The sequence below is a fragment of the Pantoea sp. OVA07A genome (assembly GCF_019969975.1).
In the GTDB taxonomy this organism is placed as follows: Bacteria; Pseudomonadota; Gammaproteobacteria; order Enterobacterales; family Enterobacteriaceae; genus Pantoea; species Pantoea agglomerans.
This window is the reverse complement of sequence record NZ_JAHXYM010000001.1, coordinates 1,298,625-1,325,532: the sequence shown is the minus strand read 5'-3', so window position 1 is coordinate 1,325,532 and position 26,908 is coordinate 1,298,625. Positions and strand designations below refer to the sequence as shown.

26 protein-coding genes and 1 pseudogene are annotated in these 26,908 nt (G+C 56.4%); 9 read left to right on the top strand and 18 right to left on the bottom strand.

What is annotated here, in order from left to right; genetic code table 11:
• Positions 1 to 12: 12 nt before the first annotated feature.
• Entirely contained in the window at positions 13 to 258 is a 246-nt protein-coding gene (locus LC417_RS06345) for a hypothetical protein (protein WP_010258994.1), read from the top strand.
• Between the two features lie 190 nt (positions 259 to 448).
• On the opposite strand, the gene gntT is transcribed toward LC417_RS06345, so the two are convergent.
• On the bottom strand, positions 449 to 1,765 hold the full coding sequence (gene gntT / locus LC417_RS06340) for a gluconate transporter (RefSeq protein WP_010258995.1): 1,317 nt from the start codon (positions 1,763 to 1,765) through the stop codon (positions 449 to 451).
• Positions 1,766 to 2,056: 291 nt separating this feature from the next.
• Between gntT and LC417_RS06335 the strand changes: the two genes are divergently transcribed.
• Positions 2,057 to 3,205 (top strand): iron-containing alcohol dehydrogenase, encoded by a 1,149-nt coding sequence (locus LC417_RS06335; protein WP_223565623.1) that lies wholly within the window; start codon positions 2,057 to 2,059, stop codon positions 3,203 to 3,205.
• 165 nt (positions 3,206 to 3,370) lie between these two features.
• On the opposite strand, the pseudogene LC417_RS06330 reads toward LC417_RS06335, so the two are convergent.
• From LC417_RS06330 to LC417_RS06315, 4 genes and pseudogenes are all read right to left on the bottom strand, one after another.
• Positions 3,371 to 4,207: pseudogene (locus LC417_RS06330) on the bottom strand (Cof-type HAD-IIB family hydrolase).
• Between the two features lie 102 nt (positions 4,208 to 4,309).
• On the bottom strand, positions 4,310 to 4,774 hold the full coding sequence (locus LC417_RS06325) for an RcnB family protein (protein WP_033756867.1): 465 nt from the start codon (positions 4,772 to 4,774) through the stop codon (positions 4,310 to 4,312).
• A gap of 278 nt (positions 4,775 to 5,052) precedes the next feature.
• Positions 5,053 to 6,150: an ABC transporter substrate-binding protein gene (locus tag LC417_RS06320; protein WP_223565622.1), complete on the bottom strand. Its 1,098-nt coding sequence runs from the start codon at positions 6,148 to 6,150 to the stop codon at positions 5,053 to 5,055.
• A gap of 240 nt (positions 6,151 to 6,390) precedes the next feature.
• Positions 6,391 to 7,677, bottom strand: coding sequence for an HAAAP family serine/threonine permease (locus LC417_RS06315; RefSeq protein ID WP_010671264.1), 1,287 nt, complete (start codon positions 7,675 to 7,677; stop codon positions 6,391 to 6,393).
• 364 nt (positions 7,678 to 8,041) lie between these two features.
• Between LC417_RS06315 and LC417_RS06310 the strand changes: the two genes are divergently transcribed.
• Together LC417_RS06310 and LC417_RS06305 are read left to right on the top strand one after the other, a co-directional pair.
• On the top strand, positions 8,042 to 8,632 hold the full coding sequence (locus LC417_RS06310) for a hypothetical protein (protein WP_223565621.1): 591 nt from the start codon (positions 8,042 to 8,044) through the stop codon (positions 8,630 to 8,632).
• Positions 8,633 to 8,782: 150 nt separating this feature from the next.
• A complete protein-coding gene (locus LC417_RS06305; RefSeq protein WP_010259005.1) occupies positions 8,783 to 9,976 on the top strand; it encodes a zinc-dependent alcohol dehydrogenase in 1,194 nt (397 codons plus the stop codon).
• Between the two features lie 65 nt (positions 9,977 to 10,041).
• On the opposite strand, the gene LC417_RS06300 is transcribed toward LC417_RS06305, so the two are convergent.
• Positions 10,042 to 10,248, bottom strand: coding sequence for a hypothetical protein (locus LC417_RS06300; RefSeq protein WP_010259007.1), 207 nt, complete (start codon positions 10,246 to 10,248; stop codon positions 10,042 to 10,044).
• Between the two features lie 188 nt (positions 10,249 to 10,436).
• Here LC417_RS06300 and LC417_RS06295 point away from each other — a divergent pair, with 188 nt between their 5' ends.
• On the top strand, positions 10,437 to 11,189 hold the full coding sequence (locus LC417_RS06295; RefSeq protein WP_033771108.1) for a GNAT family N-acetyltransferase: 753 nt from the start codon (positions 10,437 to 10,439) through the stop codon (positions 11,187 to 11,189).
• Here the strand turns inward: LC417_RS06295 and LC417_RS06290 are convergent.
• Positions 11,186 to 11,878 (bottom strand): DUF421 domain-containing protein, encoded by a 693-nt coding sequence (locus tag LC417_RS06290; protein WP_010259010.1) that lies wholly within the window; start codon positions 11,876 to 11,878, stop codon positions 11,186 to 11,188. The two genes, LC417_RS06295 and LC417_RS06290, sit on opposite strands and share 4 nt — an antisense overlap.
• Positions 11,879 to 12,478: 600 nt before the next feature.
• Between LC417_RS06290 and LC417_RS06285 the strand changes: the two genes are divergently transcribed.
• Positions 12,479 to 16,240: an NAD(P)-binding protein gene (locus LC417_RS06285; protein WP_223565620.1), complete on the top strand. Its 3,762-nt coding sequence runs from the start codon at positions 12,479 to 12,481 to the stop codon at positions 16,238 to 16,240.
• A 13-nt stretch (positions 16,241 to 16,253) separates the two neighbouring features.
• On the opposite strand, the gene LC417_RS06280 is transcribed toward LC417_RS06285, so the two are convergent.
• A complete protein-coding gene (locus LC417_RS06280; protein WP_045140688.1) occupies positions 16,254 to 16,583 on the bottom strand; it encodes a hypothetical protein in 330 nt (109 codons plus the stop codon).
• 351 nt (positions 16,584 to 16,934) lie between these two features.
• Here LC417_RS06280 and LC417_RS06275 point away from each other — a divergent pair, with 351 nt between their 5' ends.
• Positions 16,935 to 18,158, top strand: coding sequence for an AI-2E family transporter (locus LC417_RS06275; RefSeq protein ID WP_010671259.1), 1,224 nt, complete (start codon positions 16,935 to 16,937; stop codon positions 18,156 to 18,158).
• A gap of 344 nt (positions 18,159 to 18,502) precedes the next feature.
• Here LC417_RS06275 and LC417_RS06270 read toward each other — a convergent pair whose 3' ends face one another.
• The 3 genes from LC417_RS06270 to LC417_RS06260 form a co-directional block, all read right to left on the bottom strand.
• Positions 18,503 to 18,820, bottom strand: coding sequence for a hypothetical protein (locus LC417_RS06270; protein ID WP_010259015.1), 318 nt, complete (start codon positions 18,818 to 18,820; stop codon positions 18,503 to 18,505).
• Positions 18,821 to 18,958: 138 nt separating this feature from the next.
• Positions 18,959 to 19,384 (bottom strand): DUF4186 domain-containing protein, encoded by a 426-nt coding sequence (locus LC417_RS06265; protein ID WP_060679626.1) that lies wholly within the window; start codon positions 19,382 to 19,384, stop codon positions 18,959 to 18,961.
• Positions 19,385 to 19,396: 12 nt separating this feature from the next.
• Positions 19,397 to 19,669: a cupin domain-containing protein gene (locus LC417_RS06260; protein ID WP_010259018.1), complete on the bottom strand. Its 273-nt coding sequence runs from the start codon at positions 19,667 to 19,669 to the stop codon at positions 19,397 to 19,399.
• Positions 19,670 to 19,840: 171 nt separating this feature from the next.
• On the opposite strand from LC417_RS06260, the gene LC417_RS06255 reads away from it, so the two are divergent.
• A complete protein-coding gene (locus LC417_RS06255) occupies positions 19,841 to 20,737 on the top strand; it encodes a lipid kinase (RefSeq protein ID WP_223565619.1) in 897 nt (298 codons plus the stop codon).
• Positions 20,738 to 20,774: 37 nt separating this feature from the next.
• On the opposite strand, the gene LC417_RS06250 is transcribed toward LC417_RS06255, so the two are convergent.
• From LC417_RS06250 to LC417_RS06225, 6 genes are all read right to left on the bottom strand, one after another.
• Positions 20,775 to 21,008: a hypothetical protein gene (locus LC417_RS06250; RefSeq protein WP_010259022.1), complete on the bottom strand. Its 234-nt coding sequence runs from the start codon at positions 21,006 to 21,008 to the stop codon at positions 20,775 to 20,777.
• 255 nt (positions 21,009 to 21,263) lie between these two features.
• The gene (locus LC417_RS06245) at positions 21,264 to 21,719 is read right to left on the bottom strand and encodes a DUF421 domain-containing protein (protein ID WP_010671255.1); all 456 of its coding nucleotides are present in this window, start codon (positions 21,717 to 21,719) and stop codon (positions 21,264 to 21,266) included.
• A 12-nt stretch (positions 21,720 to 21,731) separates the two neighbouring features.
• A complete protein-coding gene (locus tag LC417_RS06240; RefSeq protein WP_223565618.1) occupies positions 21,732 to 22,241 on the bottom strand; it encodes a hypothetical protein in 510 nt (169 codons plus the stop codon).
• A gap of 131 nt (positions 22,242 to 22,372) precedes the next feature.
• Entirely contained in the window at positions 22,373 to 23,338 is a 966-nt protein-coding gene (locus LC417_RS06235; protein ID WP_010259025.1) for a magnesium and cobalt transport protein CorA, read from the bottom strand.
• 103 nt (positions 23,339 to 23,441) lie between these two features.
• Entirely contained in the window at positions 23,442 to 24,461 is a 1,020-nt protein-coding gene (locus LC417_RS06230; RefSeq protein WP_163799274.1) for a DUF481 domain-containing protein, read from the bottom strand.
• A 104-nt stretch (positions 24,462 to 24,565) separates the two neighbouring features.
• On the bottom strand, positions 24,566 to 25,162 hold the full coding sequence (locus LC417_RS06225) for a DUF1349 domain-containing protein (RefSeq protein ID WP_022626070.1): 597 nt from the start codon (positions 25,160 to 25,162) through the stop codon (positions 24,566 to 24,568).
• Positions 25,163 to 25,517: 355 nt separating this feature from the next.
• On the opposite strand from LC417_RS06225, the gene LC417_RS06220 reads away from it, so the two are divergent.
• On the top strand, positions 25,518 to 25,754 hold the full coding sequence (locus LC417_RS06220) for a DUF2171 domain-containing protein (RefSeq protein ID WP_223565617.1): 237 nt from the start codon (positions 25,518 to 25,520) through the stop codon (positions 25,752 to 25,754).
• A gap of 346 nt (positions 25,755 to 26,100) precedes the next feature.
• Here the strand turns inward: LC417_RS06220 and LC417_RS06215 are convergent, their stop codons facing one another.
• The gene (locus LC417_RS06215) at positions 26,101 to 26,904 is read right to left on the bottom strand and encodes a carboxymuconolactone decarboxylase family protein (RefSeq protein WP_122889115.1); all 804 of its coding nucleotides are present in this window, start codon (positions 26,902 to 26,904) and stop codon (positions 26,101 to 26,103) included.
• Positions 26,905 to 26,908 lie beyond the last annotated feature (4 nt).

Here is a 26,908-nt window from a genome sequence, read left to right as displayed (position 1 = left end):
CGAGGAGATCTTATGAGCACGATTAATACCAGCATGGGCCGCTACAGCCTCAAGGCAAAAAACAGCGGTAACCACATCAAAGGGACTTTCGCCATCAACGATGAAGGCGGCACGCAGCTCTCTCTGCAGGAGTTTGACGAGCACTACCTTGATGATGTGGTGAATAACGTTATCTACCCCGTTACCGGTGGCAACCGTGACATTGCACACGCGCTGCGGGAACAGATGGTGAAAGCCGGTTTTGAACCGCCTCATTAACGTGGCAGATTCAGACTGAATCTTCTCTGTCAGGCCGCACCTTGCGGCCTTTTTTATGCTGTCTGTCCCGCACATCCCGGTTTAACCGGCAACAGGCGCAGCAAGCGCGACGGGATGTTCAAAGCCCAAAGAGGCAGCGGGAGAGACGCGAAAGCAGAGAGCCGCTGGCAGGCTTGCCAGCGGCAAGAGGTTAAATCGCCCAGGAGAGCAGCAGGCAACCCACCAGACCACAGACCGAAATAATGGTTTCCAGCGCCGACCAGGAGCGGATGGTTTCGCCAATCGTCAGGTTGAAATACTCTTTGAACAGCCAGAAGCCCGGGTCATTAACGTGCGAGAAGATCACGCTGCCGGACCCTACGGCGATGACCATCAGTTCCGGGCTGGCGCCGCTGGTGACAATCAGCGGTGCCACAATTCCCCCGGCGGTAATGGCCGCTACCGTGGCAGACCCCAGAGCAATACGCAGCACCGCGGCAATCGACCAGGCCATAAAGATTGGCGACAGCTGAGTAGAATGCATCATGCTGGCAATATATTTATCCACGCCGCTGTCCACCAGCACCTGTTTGAAGGCACCACCGCCGCCGATGATCAACAACATCATGGCGATGATTTTGATCGAGTCGGTCAGGGTATCCATGACCTGTTCCATCGTGCGGCCGCGATTCAGTCCAAAGGTGAAGATTGCAATCAGCACCGCAATCAGTGTCGCCATCACCGGGTCGCCAAAGAACTCCGCATAGGGCAGCAGCACATGGCCTTTAGGCAGCAGCATCTCTGCCACCGCACGCAGCGCCATCAGCACCACAGGTACCAGTGCCGTCCAGACGCTGACGCCAAACCCCGGCATTTCCGCCTCGGTAAAGGTTTTCGGGTTATAGAGTCCCTCAGGAATCGGTTTGTCGATGCCTTTCAGGAAGCGGGCATAGACCGGCCCCGCCAGAATCACCGTAGGAATACCAAGCAGCGTACCAAATAGCAGCGTTTTACCCATGTCAGCGTTAAACAGCGTCGCGATTGCGGTCGGGCCAGGATGCGGCGGAAGAAAGCCGTGCGTCACTGACAGGGCAGCCGCCATCGGCACCCCGACATAGAGCAGCGGCACACGTGCCGACGCCGCCACGCTGAACACCAGCGGCAGCATCAGTACAAAGCCGACTTCATAGAACAGCGCAAATCCGACGATAAAACCGGTCAGCACCAGCGCCCACTGAATATGCTTAGTGCCGAATTTTTCAATCAGGGTGGTGGCAATACGCTGCGCACCGCCGCAGTCGGCCAGCAATTTACCGAGCATGGCACCAAAGCCCATGATCAGCGCCAGGCTGCCCAGCGTGCCACCCACGCCCGCTTTGATTGAGGTAATCACTTTATTAACCGGCATGCCCTGCATCACACCGACCGCCAGCGCCACCAGGATCAGCGCGATAAATCCATTAAGCTTAAAGCGAATCATCAGCAGCAGCAGTAACGCGACGCCAATCGCCACATAGAGTAATGGCATAGCTTTTCTCCACCTTGTGCACTGAACATCATTCAGTGTCGGTTTATTATCATGATCCCCTGAGGGCTACAAAACAGTGCGCTGTAAGATGTTTACACATCCCGACAAACGCTGTTACCGATAACATGTTAAGGGTAACATCAGCAGGAAAGCACCACCCCGCCGGGGGTGAATTTCTGTTTTGCGAAGGTGATCAACTTTTTGCCAATGCGTTATCAGAAAGTTTGCCAGTCCCGGCGCCTTGCTTTTCGTTACACTCAGATTTTAGCGAAATGTAAAAAGGATGCGCTGGTGAGTGAGAACCTGAGTGAGCTGTACAGTAATCAACGAACCCTCTTTGGCCGGGGCAGCCTGGATAAACTGGTGCCGCTGCTGGCCGCCCGGTCACAGCCTACTCTGCTGTTTTGTGGACAATCTTTTCTGCAAGGCCCCGCATATGCCCGGCTAAAAGCCGGACTCAACGATCATATTATTGGCTATGAAATTGTCAGTCATGAAGCCTCACCCGCCGAGATTGATGGCTGGGTTGCGCGCTGGCGCGGTCATGTCGATCGGGTCGTCGCGATTGGCGGCGGGAGCGTACTGGATGCGGCGAAAGCATTTAGCGCGATGGTACAACACCCGTTGCCAACCGCCCGCTATCTGGAAAAAGTGGGTGACACCGCGGTTCAGCCCATCACGTTGCCGCTGATTGCTATCCCGACTACCGCCGGTACCGGCAGTGAAGTGACGCAAAATGCGGTAGTGACTGACCAGCGTGACATTCAGATAAAAGCGTCACTGCGCCACCCGGTCTTTGTGCCGGAGGTGGCAATTCTCGATGCCGATCTGCTGAAAGGTGCGCCTGACCGGGTGCTGGCAACCTGCGGTATTGATGCGTTTACCCACCTGTTCGAAGCGTATCTCTCCGGCAAAGGCAACCTCTTTACCCGACAGCTGGCGCTGACCGGCCTGCGTCAGTTTGTTCATGCCTGGCCTGCACTTAATCGTGAGGATGCTGCTGGCGACGAGGCACGGGAAGCGATGATGATGGCGTCGTGGCTGGGCGGTGTCAGTCTCAGCAGTGCGGGTCTGGGGGTGATCCACGGTATTGCAGGGGAACTGGGCGCAATTAAGCCGTTCCATCATGGTGAAGTGTGCGGACGTCTGCTGTTTCCGTTCCTGGATCTGTTGTCCGACAGCGAACAGCCACTGCAGCGTAAGCTGATGGCGGAACTGCACCCGCAGCTCTTCAGCGAAACTACGGACTCACCGGCGCAGTTTCTGAAACAGTGGCTGCAGCAGCAGGCGATCACTCCATTCTGGCAGGATGGCCCTTCACTGAGCCGCGCCGAGGTGGAGTGGATTCTGGCTCGAGCCAACAGCAAAAATTCGCTGGTGAATTACAGCCGCGAACAGATGCAGATGATGATCGCGCAGGCCTGGGAAATCACGGCGTGATCAGGAGCCGCGTTGCCCGCATTCGCTGACCAGGCACAACCGGGCCTGCCAGCCTCGCCCGGCTTTGCTGCTCCTCAGCGCTATCCTCTTGCACCCGCTCTCTGAGCCAGGCGGCTGGCTGAATCACGGCGCTAACCGCCCTGGCTTAATCGCAGCGCCAGACGGCTAAGCCTGCATGGCGCTAAAAGGCCCCTCACCTGCCAGCATCTGCTCAATCACCTGCAGCACGCCCTGCTCGTTGTTAGAAGGCGCGGCATAGCGTGCCGCCTGTTTCACCCGCTGTGGCGCGTTGTCCATGGCAAAACTGAAGCCAGACTGTCTGAGCATCTCCAGATCGTTACCGCCATCACCAAAGGCCAGCACCTAGTCATGCGCGATCCCCCAGCGTTGTGCCAGCAGATCCAGACCGTGCGCTTTATGATTCCCCGGCACGATCAAATCCACCGAGCCGTGACCGCTTGAGGTCGCTGCCACACGCCCCTGATGCAGACGTTCAATATCCGCCATCAGTGGCTCGATATAGTCATCAGAGAGATTCAGCGCGAACTTAAACAGCCGGTCATGCTGCACCTCATCCAGATGATGAATCGGCTTCAGCCGGTGACAGTAATGGCGCATCTTCTTCAGCCAGTTTTCTTCCATGCCGTCGAAGTACCAGGCGCTCTCCCGGCCACACAGCAGGTAACGCAGACCCGGATAGTCGCCGTTTTGCAGGGTATCGATCACCGCGTCAACATCGCGGCGTTCAAAGGCACCGCAAAACAGTTCCTCATCACGATCGATAATCCATGCGCCGTTTTCGGCTACAAAGGCGATATCGCTGGCGATCTCCGGGAAGAAGGATTTGAGCTGGTAATACTGATTGCCGCTGGCCACCACAAATTTGATGTCACGGGCGGTGAGTTGCTGATAGCAGTCGAGAAAGCGGGATCGATTGTACTGCTTGTTATCGTCCAGAAAGGTGCCATCCATATCTACCGCAACCATCTTAACCGTCGTCATCATGACTCCTTACACAGGGAATTTTCAGCGTGGAGTGTCAGGATAGCCGCTGGCGCAGCAAAACGGAAAGAAAGAGGGATGGCCGCAGCCATCCCCTGGGGATCAGTTCAGGGCGCTGTTCAGCACCAGCGCGGTAATTACCCCGGTTGCAGCAGCAATCAGCACATAGTTGCCGTCGATGTTTGCCCAGTGATAACCGCGCGGCGGTTCACGCAGACCGCGTTCATGCCAGTCGGCTACGCGGTAATGGTCGCCGCGGTACTCTTGCGGGACAGGATGCCCGCGACGGAAGTCGTGTCCCTGCCAGGCGAAATGGTCGCGGTCATTACGTGCCTCTCTGCCCCGACCGTTGTTGTCCTGATCCGGGCGATGATTGACGCTGTCATGACGGTTGTTGCCACGCTCCTGATTCTGGTCAGAACCGCGATTGTCAGCACGATGGTCACCGTTCTGATGCGGCACAGGCTTGCGGTGCGCGTCATCACGATCGTCTGCCCGTGAGGCCTGAGAAAAGAGTGTGCTGCATGTCAAAAGTGAAGCGATAAGCGTTAATGTTGTTTTTTTCATGATACTGCCTCCGAAAATAACGGCTGTTCAGGCACCGTTGATCGGCATCATGGCAATAATTGTGGCGGGAGACATCTGTAAAAGTCTTAAAATCCGGTAACTTACACACTATTACGCTTGCTTAGCGCTTTCTTAACACAGGACATGCGATGACAACGTTGCTGACGCAATCCAGAGGTTAACCGGGCAACCTGCGCTGTCTGAAAATCACGCTCTGGTTGACGGATGATGGCCGATGAAAAGTCAGGATGCTGAAACGCACCCTGACATTTTTGCGGTTATGGCGTGCTGAGGATCACTGGCGCATCCGGTAACCCGGTAAAGTGCGTCACGATGTGGTGGTAATCAGCCGTCGGGTCCAGATCGCGGAACACTTCCGGATAGAGATCTTTTGCCAGAATTTCCATGCCGATAATGTTGTAAGGGTGATTATAGAAATGGTGATAAACGCCATACACCCGTTTCTGTTTCACCGGTTCGATCTGCTCCAGACCGGTGCGGCTCTGCAGGCGGTTAAAGGTGGCGGTCACGTCGGTCTGACTGGCACCGTAACCAAACGGCAGCACGTTACTGTTCGGGCGTTTGGAGCCGGTCATGATATAGACGTCCGGCTTCATGGCGATAATCTTCTCCAGTGACACAAATCCTGAGCTGCCGGGCAGCAGTGCAGAACCGATATTCTTGCCACCGACCGCTTCCACCAGCGCGCCCCAGCCGTTATGACCGTGGGTAAAGCAGCAGTTGTCGCTGTTACCGGCAATCGGTTCAATAAACACGGTTGGCTTGTGGGACACCTGCGCAATCTTCTGCTGAAGCATCTGCCAGTGCTGCTGGTAAAAATCGGCGTAGGCTTTCGCCTCGGCTTCGCGATTCAGAACGGTGCCCAGCACTTTCACGCTCTTCAGGGTGTTCTCTTTCGGATGAAGTTCAACATCAAGGAACAGCACCGGGATATGGAGATTTTTCAGGGTAGCAAGCACGCCTGACTGCGTCAGGGCCGGTTTGGCGCGCAGCTGCGCAATCATCAGATCGGGCTGCTTCGCCAGCACGCTCTCCAGATTGACCTGCCCCTGATCGTTAAAGCCCATATCAACAATCGATGCCGCCTGCGGCCAGCGCTGCTTCAGCAGGTCCCAGGTCTGGGTATCCTGCTTTTTCGGCAGGTTGTTCCAGGCAACGACACGCTGAAACGGGTTCTGGCGATCCAGTAATGCCAGCGCCATCACGTCACGCCCATCCTGTAAAATCACATGCTGCGGCTCTTTTTGCAGCGTAATTTTCTGACCATCCATATCGGTCACCGTGACCGGATAGGTGGTAGCCGCACAGGCGGTTGACAGTAAAAGTGTGGTGGCAGCAACTATCCCGATTTTCATTTTTCTCCTGTCCTTTTAGGGAATAATAATTATTCGCGTTAACTCTACCATGCTGATAAGTACCAAATGTAACTATTGCTAACCAGATGCGTCTGAGAGGCGGCATTAACAACGCGGCAGCGGGCTTAAATCAGGGAGCGATATCGCTGAATACGTGGAGGTGCATAGAGAGAATGGCGAATGGCGGGCAGATGGCAGGCGCATCCCAGGGGGATTGAGATGCGCCTGTTGCGCTAAGTGTTACTTCACCAGCGAATAGAAGATTGCAGAGATGGCAATCAGTCCGATCAGCACGACAAACAGGTTGCTGATGTGACCGCTGTACTTGCGCATCGCGGGGACCTTCTGGATAGCGTACATCGGCATCAGGAACAGAATCATCGCAATGACCGGCCCGCCAAGCGTCTCAATCATGCCGAGAATATTGGGGTCCAGCGTTGCCACTAGCCAGGTCGTCAGCAGCATAAAGAGTCCGGTCAGGCGATTCAGTCTGGCGGGCGCGATGGTTTTGCCGCGACTGCGCAGCGCCTTATTAACCATGCCGTTAAATCCTTCGCGCGCACCAAGATAGTGACCGAGAAACGATTTCGTGATCGCCACAATGGCAATCAGCGGTCCCAGCCAGGCGATCATCGGCACCTTAAAATGGTTCGCCAGATAGGAAAGAATGGTGATGTTCTGCGCCTTGGCGGCGTGTAAATCTTCAGGTGACAGGCTCAGCACGCAGCTGAAGACAAAGAACATCACCGTCACCACCATCATCAGGTGCGAGCAGGCCAGAATGCGCGAACACTTTTTCTCTGCGGCATCGCCATACTCTTCCCGCTTTGCCAGCGCAAATGAGGAGATGATCGGCGAGTGATTAAAAGAGAAGACCATCACCGGAATCGCCAGCCACAGCGTCATCCACAGGCTGCTGCCCGCGGGCTGAACGTTCAGGGTCGAAAGCACAGCGCCGTGCCAGTGCGGGATCAGATAGCAGGCCATCAGCATCAGCACCGCCACAAAGGGATAAACCAGCACGCTCATCGCTTTGACAATCATCTTCTCGCCGAAACGCACAATGGTCATCAGTCCGACAATCAGCAGCAGCGACAGCAGCACACGCGGTGGCGGCACCAGGCCGAGCTGATTCACCATCAGGCTCTCAACCGTGTTGGTGATCGCTACGCTGTACATCAGCAGAATCGGGTAGATAGCGAAGAAATAGAGCAGCGTAATCAGCTTGCCCGCACCAACGCCAAAATGCTCCTCGACCACCTCGGTGATATCCCCGGCCGGATTTTTACCGGAGAGAACGAATCGGGTCAGGGCGCGGTGCGCAAAAAAGGTCAGCGGAAACGCCAGTATCGCCATGATGATCAGCGGGATCAGCCCGCCGACGCCAGCATTGATAGGCAGGAACAGCACACCCGCCCCAATCGCCGTGCCGTATAAACCCAGCATCCACATGGTGTCGGTTTTACGCCATCCCGTATCGACGTCACTCTCAAGCGCGCCCAGCGTGCCAGTTTGCGTGGTTTTCATCAGATCTTCCGTTTTAAAAGCCGCCAGTAACCTGAGCCGTCAGGCAGGCAAATGTCCGCCCCACTCTGCGCCTCAGCTGCAACCGGATCAGTCAACGTGATGCTGACCCGCCCGTGCATAGGTAATCGATTGCGTGCGCCACTTTTTACACTACCTGACGATAAAAGTTCAAGCCGTGCAGATAAACACGCATGGATTGCTGAAAAAACCGTCAGGTTGTGCAAAGTGACTGCGCGGCGATCATGCCATCTTTGTGGCGGTTTTACCGCCCCTAAAAAGGTGATCCCTGTAACGGTTCAGCGCAACGGACTACGCTTAAACAGATTCTGTCGCGATCACGCCGACAGGTGCACAGGAGAAGAGAATGAAAATTGCCTGCCTCGGATGGGGATCGTTAATCTGGAAAGCTGGCGCACTGCCGGTGGCCAGTCAGTGGCATCATGATGGTCCTGAGCTACCGATTGAGTTTGTGCGCATCGCTGACGGCGGCGAGCTGTCGACCGCGATCTGCCTTAACGCCAGCCCGGTGCCGGTGTACTGGGCCTGGCTGAATACCGCCTCACTTGAGAGCGCCTGCCGCGCATTGCGCCTCCGTGAAGCCATTCCCGACAGCCGCATCGACGGCATCGGGATGATGACGGTGACAGCGACCTCCGCAGGGCCACTGGCAGAGTGGGCTAAGACCAAAGGCATAGAAGGTCTGATCTGGACCGGTCTGCCTGCCCGCATGGCGGGTGTCGAAGGCCAGATCCCAACGCTGGACGACGCGCGGCACTATCTGCAGCAACTTACCGGTGAAACGCGTGAGCATGCCTGGCACTACATCGAACAGGTTCCGGCACAAATCGACACGGTTTATCGTCGTGCGTTTGCCGACCTCGCTCTCTGGCAACCCGACATCCGAGCCGTGACGGTCGCCACAACGCAGGTGCAGCCGCCCTGTCAGCCCGGCTGAAACTGGCCAGCCTGCTGCACCGCTCTGCTTACTCCTTAAAGGATTACTACACTTCAGGCAGGTTTCGATTTCAGGTTTCCTGAGTCTTTCCCGTGCGTGGCCACGCCTTCTGGTCTGGCCGCCGTCCCCTAATCATCAGGAGATGAACAGATGAAAGCATTAACTTATCACGGCCCTCATAAAGTCAGCGTCGATAACGTTCCCGATCCCGGTCTGGAAGCCGCAGATGACATTATTCTGCGTGTGACCGCCACGGCCATTTGCGGTTCAGACCTGCACCTTTACCGCGGCAAGATCCCCGGTACCGGGCACGGAGATATCTTTGGTCATGAGTTTATGGGCGAAGTGGTTGAGGCAGGCAGCGCAGTGACCGCCGTGGCCAAAGGCGATCGGGTGGTGATCCCGTTTGTTATCGCCTGTGGCGACTGTTTTTTCTGCCTGATGAGCCAGTATGCTGCCTGTGAAAATACCAACAGCGGACGGGGTGCCATCCTGAACCGGAAAAACATCACGCCGCCCGCGGCACTGTTTGGTTTCAGCAAACTCTATGGCGGTGTGCCCGGAGGACAGGCGGAATATGTCCGGGTGCCGAAAGCCAATACCGGCCCGTTTAAAGTGCCGTCGGTACTGTCGGATGAGAAAGTGCTGTTCCTGTCAGACATTCTGCCCACCGCGTGGCAGGCGGTGAAAAACGCCGAGGTGAAACCCGGCTCCAGCCTGGCGATTTTCGGTGCCGGACCGGTTGGCCTGCTCAGTGCCGCCTGCGCCCGACAGCAGGGTGCCGAACAGATCTACATGATCGACCACAACAACTACCGCTTAAACTTTGCCCGCGAGCGCTACGGTGTTATCCCGATTAACTTTGATGAGATCGATGACCCGGCCGGCTGGATTATCGAACACAGCACCGGCAATCGCGGTGTGGATGCAGTGATTGATGCAGTAGGATTCGAGGCAAAAGGCAGCATGACCGAAACCGTGCTCACCAATCTCAAACTGGAAGGCAGCAGCGGTAAAGCGTTGCGTCAGTGTATTGCCGCAGTGCGGCGTGGCGGTATCGTCAGCGTGCCGGGCGTCTACGCCGGATTCATTCACGGCTTCCTGTTTGGTGACGCCTTTGACAAAGGGCTGACCTTTAAGATGGGACAGACCCACGTACACGCTTATCTGCCCGACCTGCTGAAGCTGATCGAACAGGGTCATCTGACGCCGGAAGAGATTGTGACCCACCATCTGCCGCTGGAAGATGCTGCGCGTGGCTACGATATTTTCGCCAAACGCGAAGAGGAGTGCCGCAAAGTGATTCTGGTGCCTGGCATGGCAGCGACACAGGCCACAATATAATTTCACAACGGGTCTGAAACGCTTACCCCCTGGCTCCCCGGCCGTTCTTCGCCGGGGATCTCATCTCAGAACGGCTTGCGTTGCAGGCTGCTTCGCCACTCCCGCCTCTCCAGCAGATGTTCATCCGGCGAATCCGCCGTATCAACCTGACTGCCCTGCTCCAGCCATCGCGCACTGCGTGAATGGGGATGACTTTCGCTAATCACCTGTTGTGAAAACGCGCCAAACGATAACAGCAAAAACAGTAATGCACTGGCTAGCCTCACTTTCATACGCACACCTCTTTGGTAACGGTGCCGCTATGCTGCCCGAAGGGTTTTCATTTTCTGTCAGTAACAGGCAAAGTTATGTGGTGAGCGGGAACAAGCTGCGACGGGTTTAACCGCGGTTCAGGATAGTCCGTCAGCCCGGCATCATAAGTTTCCCGGAATACCGTCCGTTTTCTTTCAGGAGAATGCTATTGAACCTCAATCAGTTTGATCAGCCGGTCGGTGAGGCTCTGCCCGACTGGCAACCGGTTACCAGGCCACCCTGTATGCCACTCACGGGTCAGCACTGCCTTCTCCTGCCGCTGAGCATCGATCATGCAGAACCGCTATTGCAGGCATTTATGCTGGCACCGGATGATCGCGACTGGACCTGGCTGAGCGCAGAGCGGCCCGCCTCTCTGCCGCAGATGCAGCGCTGGATTGCGGATAAAGTGGCAGATGCAGCCCTGGTGTCCTTCACGGTCTGCTCGCCAAATCAGCAGCCCTGCGGCGTGGTCTGCTTCGCCAGCATTGAGCCGGGACACGGCACTGTTGAAATCGGTCACGTCACCTGGTCGCCGCTGATGCAGCGCAGTGTCATTGGCAGCGAGGCGATTTATCTGCTGCTGCAACAGGCTTTCTCGCTCGGCTATCGGCGAGTGGCGTGGCGCTGTGATTCAACCAATATCGCATCACGACGCGCAGCAGAACGGCTGGGGTTCCGCTTTGAGGGCCGTTTTCGTCAGGTGATGACGCGTAAACAGCGTAATCGCGATACCGACTGGCTATCAATTATTGACCGTGAATGGCCGGATGTTCAGCGCGCCCTGAGTGCCTGGCTAAGTGCGGATAATTTCGCTGCCGGGGGACAGCAAAAGCGCCCGCTCAGCGCCTGCTTCGCCGACGTTAACCCGGCTGATGCAAACGCGACAAGTCCTGAACGCGGAGCGGATGCTGGCGATTAATGCAGCCGACGCACGGTCAGTGCCGCGGACCAGCGCTGTCGCTGACAGCGCGGGCAGACAGCCTGCTGCTCAGCCTCAATGATCTGCGTCTGGCCGCAATGGGTGCAGGCATAGAGCGCGCTGACCGGTACAGTGCTGTAATCCTGCCGGTGCTCAGGGGGCAGTACGCTTAACCCGGCGCGCATCTCATCGTCATCGTAGAAATAGAGGCTGAGCTGACCATCGACCTCCACCAGCGCCAGCCGGATCTGCCCCAGATGCTCCACACCACTCTGCCGTAACTCCATATAAAACTCATCTTCGGAAATATTCAGACGATCCAGACTCTCCAGCACATACAATCCCTCTTTAATCAGGGTAATCACGTCGCCCTGAATAAGCCGTGAAAAGCGCGGGCTGTGCGCCGTCAGCCAGGTCGTGAAGCGGTAGAGCGCCAGCAGGACTACAAACACCATAATGACCGGCAGCACCGGCACATCATCGTAAAATGTCACATCACCGGACGCGGAACCCAGCGTCAGGATCACCACCAACTCGAACAACGACAGCTGGCGCACGCCGCGTCGTCCTGAGACTTTCAGAAAGGTGAACACCACCAGATAAGCGATCATGACCCGTACCACCACCTCAAACAAAAAGGTGGCCGGTTGATCGTTAAGTAAGAAACGGTGCCAGTCGAATGAGAACATAGTCTGTAAAACATCCTGTTTTAGGGGGCGCGCATCGTCGCATCACCCGTTGATGACCCGCAGATTCAGGTCAGTGATAAGTAAATCTTGTCGCCAGCCCGCCAAAAGGCAAGCGAAGCTGTAACGCGAAAGTGGGCGAGTCTGACCTCTCTGCATGTTGAGGAAAAGGTTAACAAAGCTGAAAATGGCGCTGACACTATTCACGCTGCGCTTATCGGGCCGTTCGCAAAACCGCATGCTAAAACTTCCTGTTTCTGGCTGGATAATTTTTACCGCTGCGCTTTTTTCTTTTACTTCAATAAATTGCGAACCAAACCTTACTGCCTATACTTTCCAGTAAGGCTTCCGCAAATCCTTTCAACATCCAGAGAAGCCAGCCTTTTTCTGCCGATAGCGTCACTGGCCTATACCTGCTATCTCACTCGTCCACACCGCGACAGGCCCTGATGCCTGCAACTCAGTGTCTGTGGCTTATGGCATGGATCGCCCGTCCGTTCAGAGTGGTCAGATCGATCAGTCTGCAATGCATACCCTGACGCCCTGACCCGTTTCACGACGGCTCGTCAGCGGGAAGCGTGTTGCTTTTTTTCGGGAGATGCCATGACGCCCTTTTCCAGTTTCTGGCAGGCCGGCTACGAAGGTGCCGATCATATCAATCCTGCCGGCCTTGCGCTGTCGATGAACGATCTTAACCAGCATCAGGCGCGTGCAGCAGAAGATTATGCCGCGCTGGCCCCCTTTTCCATTCGCACAGTGCGCGAAAGCGTCGGCTGGCGGTTATGTGAGCGCAATGGCCGCTATGACTTCTCGACGGTCGCGGCCCGGATGCAGGCCGCAGAGCAGCAGGGCATTCAGCTGAGCTGGACAATCTGCCACTACGGCTGGCCCGCTGGCGTCAGCCTGTTTGACCACGACTTTGTCAGCCGTTTCGCCGCCTTCTGTGGCGCACTGGCCCGCTTCCTGGCCCCCTGGTATCAGCAGGCGCCGGTCTACTCTCCGATGAATGAGATCTCCTTTGTCAGCTGGGGTATCTCGGTAGGGCTGTTCACCTGTGAGGCGATCCCTGAAGCGGATCGGGCGGATGCCGCCAAGCAGCAGCTGGTGCGCGCTACGCTGGCAGCCTGTGATGCCATCTGGCTGGCCGATCCGCGAGCCCGTCTGCTGCACTGTGATCCACTGATCCATATCGTGCCCGATCCCGCCGATCCGGCCAGCGATGTGCTGGCACGTGAGATGTGTGACACCCAGTTTCAGGCGTGGGACATGCTGAGCGGCAGGCTTAACCCGGAACTGGGCGGCGCCCCACGCTATCTCGATCTGATTGGCGTGAATTACTACCACGACAATCAGTGGGAGCAGGGATCAAACCGGCGGCTTTACTGGCATCTGGGCGACAGCCGACGCCTGCCGCTGCATCGGATGCTGCAGCAGGTCTGGCAGCGTTATCAGCGGCCACTGCTGCTGGCGGAAACCAGCCACGTCGGCAGCGGACGCGGAAGCTGGATCCTTGAGATCGCCGCGCAGGTTGCGCAGGCGCAACTGGCAGGCGTTGAGCTGCACGGCATCTGCCTCTATCCGATCCTCGATCGTCCCTTATGGGAGGAGACGACTTTCTGGACCCGCAGCGGTTTGTGGGATCTCGATCTGCTGGGGGCCGATCCCTATGCCCGCCAGCTACAGCAGCCTTATGCCGACGCATTACGTCAGGCGCAGCGCTTTTTGCAGCACATCCACTCCTCAAAACACCCCTGTCAGGAGCACACTATGAAACCACCTGTTCTCATTGTTTTCAGCCATTTACGCTGGGGATTTGTTTTTCAGCGTCCGCAGCAGCTACTGACAAGACTGGCACAGCACTATCGCGTGCTGTTTGTCGAAGAGCCGGTCTGGCAGGCGGGGCCACAGGGCCTGCATCAGAGCTCGCCTGCCGCTAACATCACGGTGATCCAGCCGCATACCGACAGCGACGCGCCTGGTTTCCACGACAGCCAGATCGCCTCGCTGCTGCTGCTGCTGACGCCGCTGCTGGAGGAAGATGAACAGCCGCTGATCTGGTTCTATACGCCGATGGCGCTGCCGTTGCTGACCCCTTTTAATCCGTCACTGGTGATTTACGACTGCATGGATGAGCTTTCCGCTTTTCAGAATGCACCGCGCCAGCTACAGCAGCGCGAATCCGCGCTGATGACCCGCGCCGATCTGGTCTTTACCGGCGGCACCAGCCTCTATGAAGCGAAGCGTGACAAACATCCTCAGGTCTACTGCTTTCCCAGCAGCGTCGATGCTATCCACTTTGAGCAGGCGCGCGATCGCAGCAATCGACATCCGATGCAGGATGCGATTCCGGCACAGCGTCTTGGCTATTACGGCGTGCTGGATGAGCGCATAGACCTGCCGCTGATTGCGGCGCTGGCGGACAGCAACCCCGAGTGGCAGATTGTTATGGTCGGGCCGGTGGTAAAAATTGATCCCGCCAGCCTGCCGCAGCGCGACAATATTCACTGGCTCGGCCAGCAGCCCTATCAGGCGCTGCCGCAGTTTCTGGCAGGCTGGGATGTCTGTCTGATGCCGTTTGCCATCAATGCCTCGACGCGCTACATCTCACCGACCAAGGTGCTGGAGTATATGGCGGCGCAGCTGCCGATTGTCAGTACCGCGATTATTGACGTAGCGCGGCATTACGCAGAGGAAGTGGCGGTGGCAGAGAGCCACGCGGAATTTATTGCCGCCTGTGAACAGGCAATGGCGATTGGTGCCGCAGAAAGGCTGGCGCTGGCGGGACGGATGCAGGCAAAGGTCGATGCCACCTCATGGGATCGCACCGCTGAACAGATTCATGGACTGATCCAGCAGGCGCTGACGCAGCGTCAGCCCGCACTAAGGTCGGCCAGCCAGGGCAGCGCGCAGGCGAATATCACGCCGTTAACCCCATTGATGCTGGAGAGTGAAGCCGTGCCCTGCCTGATTATCGGAGCCGGGCCAACCGGGCTGAGCGCCGGTTATCATTACGGCGAAGGCGCGGTGCTGCTGGAGAAAAATAGCACCCCTGGCGGCTGGTGCCGCTCGATTGACGATCAGGGTTTTACCTTCGACTATGCCGGTCACATTATGTTCTCGCAGGACCCGTACGTCTTACAGCTGTATGAGATGTTGCTGGGCGACAACCTGCACTGGCAGGCGCGTGAAGCCTGGGTCTACAGCGACGGCGTTTATACCCGCTATCCCTTCCAGTCCGCGCTGCACGGCTTGCCGGTCGAGGTGGTAAAAGAGTGCGTGCTGGGCGCTATCGAGGCGCGTTATGGCGAAACGGCAGCCGCCGCTGTGCCACTGGATCGGGTGCGGGCACGGCGGGACTGCTGCGCAGATGGCGCGATCCCCGATGAGGGCAGCAGCACAGGCGTGGTGGAAGGCGAAGAGGATTTCCAGCACTTCATTATGCGCACCTGGGGCAAAGGCATCGCGCGTCACTTTGCCCTGCCCTACAACCAGAAACTGTGGAAGGTGCCGCTGACCGACATGGAAACTTCATGGCTGGGCGGACGCGTACCGCTGCCCGATCTGGCGCAGATCATTGATGGCGCGCTGCAACCGCTGGCGAAACCGGTTGGCCCCAACGCCCGTTTCGGCTATCCGCTGCGCGGTGGCTTCCAGGCGCTGATGTCCGGCTTTTTGCCGCACCTGAAATGTACGCTGGAAACGGACGCCACCCTGACCCGCCTCTACCCGCAGGCGCACGTCGCGCTGCTGGCGGATGGCCGCCACTACCGTTATGAACAATTGATCAGCACCATGCCGCTGCCGGAGCTGATTAAACTGATGGGCGATGAAGTGCCGGATAGTGTGCAACGGGCGGCGCAGCAGTTGCAGTTTGTCTCGGTGCGCTGCGTTAATCTGGGGATTGGCCGCGCTGACCTGACCGAAAAGCACTGGATTTACTATCCTGGTGATACGCTGTTTCACCGCATCTTTGTGCAGGGCAATGCGAGTCCGCACTGCAACCCGCCGGGCGGTTTCGGCTTAACCTGCGAAATTACCTATAACGCGGCCAATCCGCTGCCGCTGGCGGGGGATGCGCTGATTGAGCGCTGCCGTCAGGATTGCATCAGAGTTGGCATGATCACCGCGGACGATCCGCTGCTCTGTGCCTCAGAGGTCGATATGCCCTACGCCTACGTGGTCTATGACCATGCGCGCAGCGCTAACGTGGCGCTGATCCGCCAGTGGCTGCTGACCCAGGACATTCATCTGTCAGGCCGCTACAGCGAGTGGGAATATTACAACTCGGATCACGCCTTCCTTGCCGGTAAACGCGCCGCCGAAAATGTCCGGCTGCAGCATGTCAGCGAACGGACGCTCGGCTGACCCGGCGCAGTCGCTACGAAAGCCGCTGGCTGCACTTCGCGGCTTTCAGCGACTGCAACTGCGTCAGTCGCCGCTCCGCCTTCTGGCTGGCATTGTATTTCGCAATGCCATTGCCCAGCCCGAAATCCCCGACAAAGCCCAGCACGGTCAGTGCATCGAACTGGCCGGTCTGCTCAATATCACTCTGCACGCTGTGCGCTTTCACCAGCTCCTGATCCAGCGCGCTGCAATTCAGCATCGCCGTCTCTTCCGGGGTGACCGCGGATGCCTGCGGATACTGCTTGGTGGCGCAGCCGGTTAATACCAGCGTCAGCAGCACGATTAAGACGCTCTGTTTACTCATTTTTCATTGCCTGTTTTTTATCCAGTTAATACTGTTATCGGCAGCATCCCCCGGGATCATGAGTCTCTGACCTACCAATAATGGTCGAAACCGCTACGCTAATGTAGGATTCAGCGCGCTGCTGTCAGTTGCAGCGTGTTACCTATAGGAAGTCACGCAGCGAACGCACATTGCCCGTTCATCACTTCTGCCAGACCTTTCAAAGAGTTAGCCAGCATGATGCTGTCATCAGCAGCGTTTAAAAAGCAAAGCCTGACCGATAATCAGTGACGAGGCAGCCGCATAAGCAAAGCCAGACACAGAAAATTCGCGCGTCGGGTTTATCAGAGTTGTTCGAGATGAGGTTTTTCCATGCGTTTTAAAGGATTGAACATCGGGTTTTTCATTTTGATTCTGGCTATTGCCACCCTCGGCTTTTTCGAGGTGCTTTCGCCCTATTTCTCGCCGATTTTATGGGCGGCGATTCTGGCGGTGATTTTCCATCCGCTGAAAACGTATCTGCGGGTCCGAATGGGCGAACGCAATGGCCTGGCCGCGTTGATTACCCTGCTCTGTATCTGTCTGATTGTGTTCACGCCGCTGGCCATTATCGCCTCATCGCTGGTGGTCGAAACCAATGCGGTCTATCACAAACTTCAGACCAACTCGGCGCAGTTCCCGGCGGTCTTCGCCGATCTGTTGCAGCATCTGCCGCGCTGGGCAAAACATTATCTGGCTGAAAATAACCTGGATAACGCCGAACAGATTCAGCAGAAGCTCTCCTCGTTTGCCCTCAAGGGCGGTCAGTATGTGGCAGGCAGCGCCTTTATCATCGGTAAAGGGACGTTCAGCTTCACCGTCGGCTTTGGCGTGATGCTTTATCTGCTGTTCTTCCTGCTGAAAGATGGCTCCTATCTGGTGCATCTGATCCTGGAAGCGCTGCCGCTCTCAACCTACGTGAAGCATCACCTGATGGTGAAGTTTGCGGCCGTGGCGCGCGCGACGGTGAAAGGCACGGTGGTGGTCGGTATTGTTCAGGGTATTCTCGGTGGGCTGGCATTCTGGTTTACCGGTATAGACGGTAGCCTGCTGTGGGGCGCACTGATGGCCTTCCTCTCTCTTATTCCGGCTGTCGGTTCCGCCATTATCTGGGTGCCTGCGGCGATCTTCTTCTTCGCCACCGGTGCACTGTGGAAAGGGCTGTTCCTGGTGGGCTTCTTCGTAGTGATCGTCGGACTGGTGGATAACATCCTGCGTCCGCTGCTGGTCGGCAAAGACACCAAAATGCCTGACTATCTGATTCTGATCGCCACGCTGGGCGGCATGGAGATTTACGGCATCAACGGTTTTGTTATCGGTCCGGTGATTGCCGCCCTGTTTATCGCCTGCTGGAACCTGCTCTCCGGACGCGATAACCGCGAAAACATCGAAGCCATCGACGAAGAGTTTATCGAAGAAGGCAAGAAACAGTCTGATACCGCGGCAGAGGCTGCGGCTGAAGCGGCGGCGGCCTCCGCCGATGCGGCTGCAGAGACGGAAAGGAAAGTCGCGGCGTTAGCCGCCTCGGAGAAAGAAACAGCGGAAAAGAAAGCCTAATCCGCGTCAGGCAAACCCAGGTTAGTATCGCAGTGAGAGCGAGGCCTGCTCAGGAAACACGGTCAGATCGGAAAGGCGCAAAACCCGCCATCCATGGCATGCTCGGCCCGCGCGATTACACACCTCATCCCTGAGGTGCGCCCGTAAACGGGCTAACGCTTTGCGTTGTTCAAAAACGCTCCCGGCGTTTTTGTCCCAGGCGCGGGACGCTTTCCTCTTCTGACCGTGTTCCCTGCGCGTTGAGCTTATGCGTTGCTGCCAGGGGCATTACGCGTCGGCTTTATCACCCATAAAAAAACCCACCTTTCGGTGGGTTCTTTTTTTAACCTGAGAACAGCCGCGAATTAGTTAGTCGCTTTGTTTTTCAGATCTTCAGCACCCTGCTTGGTTTTATCCCAGCCTTTCTCAGTGCCTTCTTTGGTTTTGTGCCAGCCTTTCTGCGTACCTTCGGTGATTTTACTGCCGGTGGTATCGCTTTTGCCTTCAGCAGCATGCTCAGACTTCAGCTTCAGCTCTTTGCCTTCGTTCTGGGTCTGATGCAGTTTTTCCTTCGCGGTATCGGCGCCTTTATGCGCTTCCGCAACGGTGTTGTCTGTGGTGGTAGCAGCAAATACCGGCGAGGCCAGCAAAATAGCAGACAGTGCAATAATTGATTTCTTCATAATTCCCTCTGTATGAATCGTTGCCGTGTAGGTTTTAATCCTGGCATAGTGTTCCCAGGAAAGATTTAAGAATAAACCAGGAATGAAAAAGGGCCAGTTTTCACCAGAAAAAGCCGCCGGTTGTAGCTTTTTCGTCCATTACCAAAGTGCGAGTTGCGGATTTTCATCCGGTTTCGGCTGGCTTCGGCTGACGCGAGCAGGCGGTGCAGGCTGCTGCATCTGATGAGTGATCCACTGCAGCAACACCGTCACTATATAGGTCTGCTGCTCCGCGCTCAGCGGCTGGTGCTGTCCGATGTTATGCCACTTACTCAGACAGCCACGACAGCAGGTTGCGGTGGCGTGCTGAGCGATAAACACCGGGTGGCCGCGCATCGGCGTCTGCTTGCCATCATTTTCAGGCTGCGCAGGCGCCAGCCGCTGTGCCACAAACTCAGCGGCGTGCTGGCGCAATACCGGCTCGCCTTTGCTGCTCGCATAATCATATTCCGCGCGTCCCAGACGAAAGCGCTGACGGAACGGCGAGCGTGACAGCCGGGTAAACAGGTCGTCAGAAACCTTCATGCTGATTGCCAGTCACTCATATTTACGTCCCGCCAGATAGCGTACGCCCTGCGACCCGAACGCCTCACGATGGAGTTCATTTGGCTGCAGATGAAATGTCTCACCGGGATGATAGGTGGTATCGCCCTGTTCGGTACTGATGGTGATGTCACCACTCAGAATCAGTGCCAGTGCTTCAAAGGGATGTACATGATTATCAAGCTGGGCGGCGGCTGCACGCTCAATCAACAGAGGCTCGTCAAAACCCTGTTCGGCTAACAATTTTCTGAATTCGTGTTCTGTCATCGCAACTCCTCAGTGTGGATCTGACCCTTAGCAGTGTAGACGATCTTTATCGCCGCTTATGGCACTCAACAGGTTACGTAAAGTAGCGCAAGCAGGGTTGTTCACCGCTCAGGCCAGTGCTGTACTTGCCGTCTCGTTACAGCCATTTTGACATCGGGATAACGCAAAAGTATGTCTCAACAGGAGAAAACTGCCCTGCTGCTGATTAATCAGCGCTCGCGCAAAGGACGCGCCGAGGCCAGCCGCGCACAGTCGCTGCTGGCTCAGGCCGGGTTCACCCTGCTGCAACCGGTCGGAGATGATACCCGCAGCTACAGCGAATTAATCGCGGCGTATGCCCATCGCGTTGATGCGGTGATCGTCGGCGGTGGCGACGGCACGCTTAATGCGGCCGCGCCGGGACTGATGCAGACCGGCCTGCCGCTGGGCATTTTACCGCTGGGCACCGCCAACGATTTTGCCCGCACGCTGGGCATTCCTGCCAGCCTGGAGTCCGCGATAAAGATTATCGCTGACGGGCAGTTGCGCGCAGTGGACCTGGGTGAAGTGAATCAGCACCTGTTTCTGAACGTCTCCAGCATCGGCTTTTCGGTGGAACTGGCGCGCAACCTCACGGCGGAATCGAAAAAACGCTGGGGAGTGGGCGGTTATGCCCTGGCGGCTTTGCGGGTGCTGCGGCAGAGCCGTCCCTTCAGCGCCACGCTGATGCATCAGGGCCACCGGACGCCGATCAAAACGGTTCAGGTGTCGGTGGGCAATGGACGCTTTTATGGGGGCGGCATGACAGTGGAACAGCGTGCCGCACCGGACGATGGGTTACTGGATGTCTACAGTCTGGAGCTGCAGCATAGCTGGCAACTCATTGCGCTGCTGCCCTTTCTGCGGCGCGGCACTCACGGTCGCTGGCGTAACGTGCGGGCATTCAGCGCCACGGAGCTGACGATTGAGACGCGCCGTCCCCATTACATCAATGCAGATGGTGAGATTATCGGTCAGACACCCGCGCATTTTCGCCTGATAGCCAGTGCACTGCGGGTTTATGCACCGGGCGACAGCGCAGCAAAATAGCCCGACGGTGGGCGTGGTAACCAATCGCGGTGAGAAACTAGTGCTGGGTGCTCTTTTTTTCAGCGTAGTCGATGTGTTCGGAAAGATTGGCGACCAGCTTTTTCGCCATTTCGAGGGTCAGACCCAGAAACAGGGTCTCCTGCGGGCCCTTTTCACGCGGGGCATTGGGATCGATATAACCGAATTTCACTACCAGTGCCTGATGGGTATTCAGGGGACCAATATGCCAGCCGGTAACCGGGTAGAAGGTAAATCGCGTAAATTCATTCATTTAATCCTGACTGTAAAAGCATAACGCTGATTGATAGTCAGGCCAGCTCTGATGATAAAGCATGAGTGGAATACTCAGTCTGAACGAAATCGACAGGATTACAAGGGAAGCGGCATAACAAGCGCAGCGTGACGCAATGAGGATCTGTAATGCATTCAGGGCCTGCTGCAGCAAGGGGATGAGGATATTTCAGGCGTGTGTAACCTGCGCGGCTCCGGCACGGGCGCTCTCCTGTCAGGCCAGGGCGAACGCCCCTCAGGACTCTTTATCGGCTCGGGGAATAATCGAGATATGCCCGTTAACCTCCAGCACCGCATATTTAATCTGATCAAATCGCTCCAGACCCTGCCCGGAGCGCGCCGCTTCCAGCACATCATCAGGACTGATGCCGGTCATCTTCATGCGGTCAGTCAGCAGATTACCATTCTCGACCAGGATCACCGGGCCACCATCGATCACCTGCTCCACCACCGGAAAGCGACTTTTCAGTTTGCCCAGCACAATATCAATCGCTACCAGCGTGATAATAGTCAGCGCCGCGCCGGTAACAGAAAAATCGTCGCCCAGCAGCGCCTGCTGAGTTGCTTCACTGATGATCAATAGCAGAATCAGATCGAAAGAGGTCATCTGCAACAGAGTGCGTCTGCCGGCAATTTTGAACACGACCATCAGCACCAGGTAGATCGCTGCGGCACGTAATACCGTTTCCATAAAGCGCCTCTGTCAGGGATAAATCCATTGGGTAAAACGGGCCGGAGCATGGCCGTCACCGTGAATAGTGACGTGAATGCGGCCCGCATTGCGCGGCTGCAGGCCAAGCCAGATCGCGTGATCCGGTCCGGTGTTGCGGGCCGAAAAGGTCAGCCGCAGATCGCTGCCAATCGTCACCGCCTCCAGCGGTTGAGGCTGCAGCGTCTGGATTTGCAGGTTATCCAGGGCACCACCGCCAATCGTAACGGTAAAGCGATCGGTTACCGGTGCGTTGTAGCGAATGCGCATATCCATATTGCTCTCAACCCGGCCAAACCGTTCATACTCCACCTGGATGGTCCCGTCCGGCGAGCGGGCGCTGCCGTTACTCAGCACGCCTTTGGAAAAGAGTCCGCACGCACCCAGAATCACCAGCGCAATCAGGACGTATTCACCGATACGCTGAATCAGCCATTCACGGCGTACCCAGCGGAGGTTTTCCTGAATCGGTACTGCCTGACCGCTGCTATCCTCTTTTTTCACCGTGACCTCACACACTGTTGGCTCAGGAACAAAAACTGCACGCTGCGTTAAGCATAGCCAGACAGTATCGGTTCACTATCTGGCGGGTCGTGACCTTTTCAGCGGGACAATCTGGCACCGCATCCTGCCGTTTACAGCCAGCCGGAGCGACGCAGTTTGGCCCACAGCCCGCCGCAGGCCAGCAGGGTCAGCCCCACCGCCAGCGGATAGCCATACAGCGACTTCAGCTCCGGCATATGCTCGAAGTTCATGCCATACATACTGAAGACCACGGTCGGGATCACCAGGATCGCACCCCAGCCTGCCAGCTTTTTCACCACTTCATTCTGCTGCACCGTCACCAGCGCCAGATTGACCTGCATGGCGCTGGTCAGCATTTCGCGCATATCTTCCGCGTCAGTGACGACATGGCGGGCGTGATCCTGCACGTCGCGGATATAGGCGCGCAGCGGGCGCGGAATCAGATCTTCATGCAGGTGGATCAGCTGATTACAGATCTCCTCCACGGGCAGCGCCGCATTGCGCAGTTTCAACAGATGACGCCGCACGGTGTAGACCGACTGCACCGACTTGCGATCAAATTCACTGGTGAAGAGATCGTTCTCCATCTGCCCGACCCGTTCATTCAGTGAAGTGGACAATTCGGCATAGCGATCAACGATAAAATCGAGCAGGCAATAGAGCGGATAAGCGGGACCAAACTTCAGCAGCGCCGGGTTTTCAGCCGCCCGCTGCCGCACCGGGGTGTAGCTTTCAGAGGCGCCGTGACGGATGCTGATCAGGAAGTTTTTTCCGACAAAAAGATGCGTTTCGCCCAGTTCGCAGCTGTCATCCTTAGCGCACACCGTTTTCACCACGATAAACAGCGATTCGCCATAATGTTCGATTTTAGGTCGCTGATGGGCATTGAGTGCATCCTCAACCGCCAGTTCATGAAGGCCGAACTCCTCTTTAATCTTCGCCATAAACTCAGCGTCTGGCTGCCACAACCCGAGCCAGATAAACGCCTCCGGCTCTTTAATCACTTCACTGATATCATCGACTTCGACCTCTTCGCCCGCGCATCCCGGACGATACACCCTGCTGCTTACGATCATCTTCTGCTTTCCCGTTGTGACAATACATGCAGCTTAGCCAATCCCGCGCCTGTAACCGGATAAAAACCGTAAGGATTTGCTGCGACGCTGTTCGATCAGCGGCTTACCACTTCAGCCCTAATCCGGTGGAGAAAATGCCTTCGTTCAGGGTATCGGGTATGCCGCTGACCAGATTACGGTGATAGCCAACGTGCAGCGTTGACCACGAAGTCAGGCTGTAGCGCAGCCCGACTTCGGCATCCAGCATAAATACGCCGTCATCATCCAGCGAATGGCCAACATCGCCATTGCTGTAAAGCGTGACCGACTTGCCCAGCAGATAGCGCTGATAGTTCCAGCGCAGCGAGCCGCCAAAGTGCCGCTCTTCCCGGTCATCGCTGTAGCCATACTCAAAGGCACCGCCCAGCACCGAGAGTGAGAACGCGCTGAGTTCGGTGTCCCACAACTGATAACCCGGACCGGTGCCGATTAGCGCCTGACGTGACAGATTCTCCACCCAGTCGCGCTTGTAGGTGGCGCGGGTCTGCCAGAAGAACTGCTCCCTGACCAGATAGTCAAAGGCGTAGCGCAGGCTGTAGTTATCGGTATTGACGCTCTCGTTTTCCTGCTCGCGATTGTAGGTCGCACCGATATCGTGACGCCATTTTCCCTGATTCAGTTTCGTGTTGAGCGCGAAGCTGTAGTCGTCAGTTTTGGTCGAGGCTTTTTTGACCTTCACGCCTGCATCAATGTTGCCGGTCCAGGCAAGCTGATCGCTGCGGACTTTGGCTTTCATAAACTCATCAATGCGCCGCAGCGAAACCTGCTGCTCCTGCTCGTTGCGTTCCACCCAGACATAGCCGGGATCGGATGAGGAGAGCCGCACCTGATAATGTTCGCCGGTCTTTTTGTTTTCGACATTCACCGGATTCTCGCTGGCAAGCGTACTGACCGCACTCCAGTCCAGCGTGACGGTACCGGCGTAGTGTGTCTCTATCCCCAGCTTGCCGTCGCTGAGATAACGAATCGTGCCGGTCAGCCGATCGCCATTATTCAGCCAGACGGTATCGGCAGTGGCCTGCTGTGCCCATCCGGCGCAGCAACTGATGACCAGCAGCGGGATAAACGAGGTGGCGCAACGCATAGCTTTCCCTGTTAAGGCGTCGTCTTGCACGGGCGACGCGTCACCGCAAATTCTGACCTGACAATTAAGCCGATTCTGCGACGATATGCAATGCGCCGCCTGGCTCAGGAGAGATCGTGCAGTGCTTTGCCGAGCGGTGGAGTAATAGCGAAGTCCGTAAAACTCATCGCCAGCCCTTCACGTTCAGGCGAGCAGCCCATCACTCCGACAAACCGCCGCGCCTGACCGGGCCACGGGCAGAGCCGTAACAGCGGCCAGCTCACGCCGTCGGTAGAGTACTGAATTCTTAAGGCCGCGTTTTCCAGCGTGGCGCGCAGCCAGAACTGGCGCGCATCGCCGGGAAACACACCGGTAGACCAGTCGGAAAACTCGCGCGTCACCACGCTGCCAATGGCGGGCTGATCGTCGTTAAACTCAATGCCCGCCTTAACCCAGTGCGTTTCGTTATCCTGAATAAACAGCCCGGCCTGATCGTAGAGCTGACTGAAATCCGCCCTTACCTGCACCTGAACGGTAAAGTCGTGTTCCACCCAGAAGCCGAAAGCGTGGCCGCTGTGCCGTTCGAATCCGTACCAGGTACGCTGCCAGAAATCGCTGTTCAGCGCGGTTTCGAACCTCAGCGTATCGCCATCCAGACTGTGTACCGGCGGCTGATTAATCCAGACGCCACCTTCAGTGGTAATTGAACTGACTGCTGTCATAGGCACTCCTTTGGGTAAGTTAAACCGCCCGCATTCTGGCCGATCTGCGGCGTGGCGATTGACCTGATTATCATAGCGTTAATTGGTGAACGGGCGGCAGACGATTGCGGCAAATCTGATGGTGTCGATGTGGCAGGCAGTGAGGTCAGCAGACCCGTGGCTGCAGATACTCCGACTCTGTTTGCGGTTTCGCTTATGTGCCCTTTATTCTCCTGCCGGCAATAAATAACAACGACCAGGTCCAGTTCACTGAACTATTTCATTTTGTTAATCCCCTGGCGAAAACAGCATTTAACAACCAGGCTTGTTTTGTCTGAGGGCAACTGAACTCATTAAATATAAGGATTAAGCCACCATGGTAGATAAATCAGAGATTTTAGATCACGCGCAGGTTGTTGATGTGAATGGCGAACATGTCGGGATTGTTGACCACTTCGAAGGCGACGACAAAATTAAGCTGGCGAAAAGCGATCCTGAAGCGGGCGGCAAACACCACATTATTCCATTCAACTGGGTGAAAGAAGTTGATGATAATAAAGTCATCCTTTCTAAATCCAAAGCGGATGTTGAAAGTGAGTGGCAGTCTGCATAAAACATTAGCCGTGGCGCCCGCCACGGCTTATTTTATTTATTCCGCAATGTAATCTCCGCCTCCTGCCCTGCCCATCTTTAATTTATTACTGCTTTATATTTCACACCGTATGAAACGTCTTCAGCAATATCTGTCAGATTTTTACTTTCCATGACGCGGTGCTCTCTGTTTTTATGCCCGGTGGCGGGTTGTCGTAAGCGGAGGGTTTGGAGCGGTCATCATGGCATTGCGGCGGGAGGGGAAAAACCACCAGAATGGTGCAGCACTTTGCCGCATCTCTGTCGGTATCCGGCGGGCATAAGAAACGGCGGGTGAAGTAAAACCTGAGATCCTCACCCGCTGCGGGTTATTCCTGTTTTGCTGCGCGATCCCGCAGCACTTCACCCACCACCGGAACCGCTGAAAAGGCATTTGGCCAGCCAGCATAAAACGCGGCCTGAGTGATAATCTCGCCCGCTTCTTCAGCCGTCAATCCGTTGTCCATCGCCCGGTTGAGATGGTAGCTAATTTGCGCACTTTGTCCCGAAGCAATCAGCGCGCTGACCGTCACCAGACTTCTGTCACGAGGCTGTAGCGCTGGCCGCTGCCACAGATTGAGAAACAGCGGATCGGCGGTGAATCTGACCAGCCCGGGCGAGATCGGCCCCACATTTTTCTCTACCGTTGCAGAACGCTGCTGTTCTGCTGTCTGATTCAGTGGCAGCAGTGCCGGAGAGGCTTCGGCCAGTTGATCGGCACCAATACCTCGCGCCTGAAACACATTTTTGGTCACCGCAATTGCGGACATCGCATTAGGCCAGCCGGAATAGAACGCCAGGTGAGTGATTATTTCGGAGACTTCAGCAGGCGTCACGCCACTGTCGAGCGCCACACCGGCGTAATGTTGTAACTCAGCAGGCTGGTTGCGGGCGATGAGAATGGCAAGCGTGACGATACTGCGGTCACGGATCGAAAGTGCATCGCGTTTCCAGAGATCGTCGGTTATCGCTTCACGTCCGAAACGAGCCAGTGCGGGAGAGACGGACTCAATGTCGGCAACCGAAAGGCTGGATGGATTAACGTTCAACATAGTTTCACCTCTTTTGGGTTCAGCAGCGGCCAGGTCGGCCAGCATCATGGAGATCGCGGCGGCGGCAATCACTTTTTTCATCCTC

Excerpts from the sequence above, each read along its gene's own strand:
- LC417_RS06345 (WP_010258994.1), top strand. The coding sequence starts at position 13 with ATGAGCACGATTAATACCAGCATGGGCCGCTACAGCCTCAAGGCAAAA.
- gntT (WP_010258995.1), bottom strand. The coding sequence starts at position 1,765 with ATGCCATTACTCTATGTGGCGATTGGCGTCGCGTTACTGCTGCTGCTG.
- LC417_RS06325 (WP_033756867.1), bottom strand. The coding sequence starts at position 4,774 with ATGAAAAAAACAACATTAACGCTTATCGCTTCACTTTTGACATGCAGC.
- LC417_RS06320 (WP_223565622.1), bottom strand. The coding sequence starts at position 6,150 with ATGAAAATCGGGATAGTTGCTGCCACCACACTTTTACTGTCAACCGCC.
- LC417_RS06315 (WP_010671264.1), bottom strand. The coding sequence starts at position 7,677 with ATGAAAACCACGCAAACTGGCACGCTGGGCGCGCTTGAGAGTGACGTC.
- LC417_RS06310 (WP_223565621.1), top strand. The coding sequence starts at position 8,042 with ATGAAAATTGCCTGCCTCGGATGGGGATCGTTAATCTGGAAAGCTGGC.
- LC417_RS06305 (WP_010259005.1), top strand. The coding sequence starts at position 8,783 with ATGAAAGCATTAACTTATCACGGCCCTCATAAAGTCAGCGTCGATAAC.
- LC417_RS06300 (WP_010259007.1), bottom strand. The coding sequence starts at position 10,248 with ATGAAAGTGAGGCTAGCCAGTGCATTACTGTTTTTGCTGTTATCGTTT.
- LC417_RS06290 (WP_010259010.1), bottom strand. The coding sequence starts at position 11,878 with ATGTTCTCATTCGACTGGCACCGTTTCTTACTTAACGATCAACCGGCC.
- LC417_RS06285 (WP_223565620.1), top strand. The coding sequence starts at position 12,479 with ATGACGCCCTTTTCCAGTTTCTGGCAGGCCGGCTACGAAGGTGCCGAT.
- LC417_RS06280 (WP_045140688.1), bottom strand. The coding sequence starts at position 16,583 with ATGAGTAAACAGAGCGTCTTAATCGTGCTGCTGACGCTGGTATTAACC.
- LC417_RS06275 (WP_010671259.1), top strand. The coding sequence starts at position 16,935 with ATGCGTTTTAAAGGATTGAACATCGGGTTTTTCATTTTGATTCTGGCT.
- LC417_RS06270 (WP_010259015.1), bottom strand. The coding sequence starts at position 18,820 with ATGAAGAAATCAATTATTGCACTGTCTGCTATTTTGCTGGCCTCGCCG.
- LC417_RS06265 (WP_060679626.1), bottom strand. The coding sequence starts at position 19,384 with ATGAAGGTTTCTGACGACCTGTTTACCCGGCTGTCACGCTCGCCGTTC.
- LC417_RS06260 (WP_010259018.1), bottom strand. The coding sequence starts at position 19,669 with ATGACAGAACACGAATTCAGAAAATTGTTAGCCGAACAGGGTTTTGAC.
- LC417_RS06255 (WP_223565619.1), top strand. The coding sequence starts at position 19,841 with ATGTCTCAACAGGAGAAAACTGCCCTGCTGCTGATTAATCAGCGCTCG.
- LC417_RS06250 (WP_010259022.1), bottom strand. The coding sequence starts at position 21,008 with ATGAATGAATTTACGCGATTTACCTTCTACCCGGTTACCGGCTGGCAT.
- LC417_RS06245 (WP_010671255.1), bottom strand. The coding sequence starts at position 21,719 with ATGGAAACGGTATTACGTGCCGCAGCGATCTACCTGGTGCTGATGGTC.
- LC417_RS06235 (WP_010259025.1), bottom strand. The coding sequence starts at position 23,338 with ATGATCGTAAGCAGCAGGGTGTATCGTCCGGGATGCGCGGGCGAAGAG.
- LC417_RS06230 (WP_163799274.1), bottom strand. The coding sequence starts at position 24,461 with ATGCGTTGCGCCACCTCGTTTATCCCGCTGCTGGTCATCAGTTGCTGC.
- LC417_RS06225 (WP_022626070.1), bottom strand. The coding sequence starts at position 25,162 with ATGACAGCAGTCAGTTCAATTACCACTGAAGGTGGCGTCTGGATTAAT.
- LC417_RS06220 (WP_223565617.1), top strand. The coding sequence starts at position 25,518 with ATGGTAGATAAATCAGAGATTTTAGATCACGCGCAGGTTGTTGATGTG.
- LC417_RS06215 (WP_122889115.1), bottom strand. The coding sequence starts at position 26,904 with ATGAAAAAAGTGATTGCCGCCGCCGCGATCTCCATGATGCTGGCCGAC.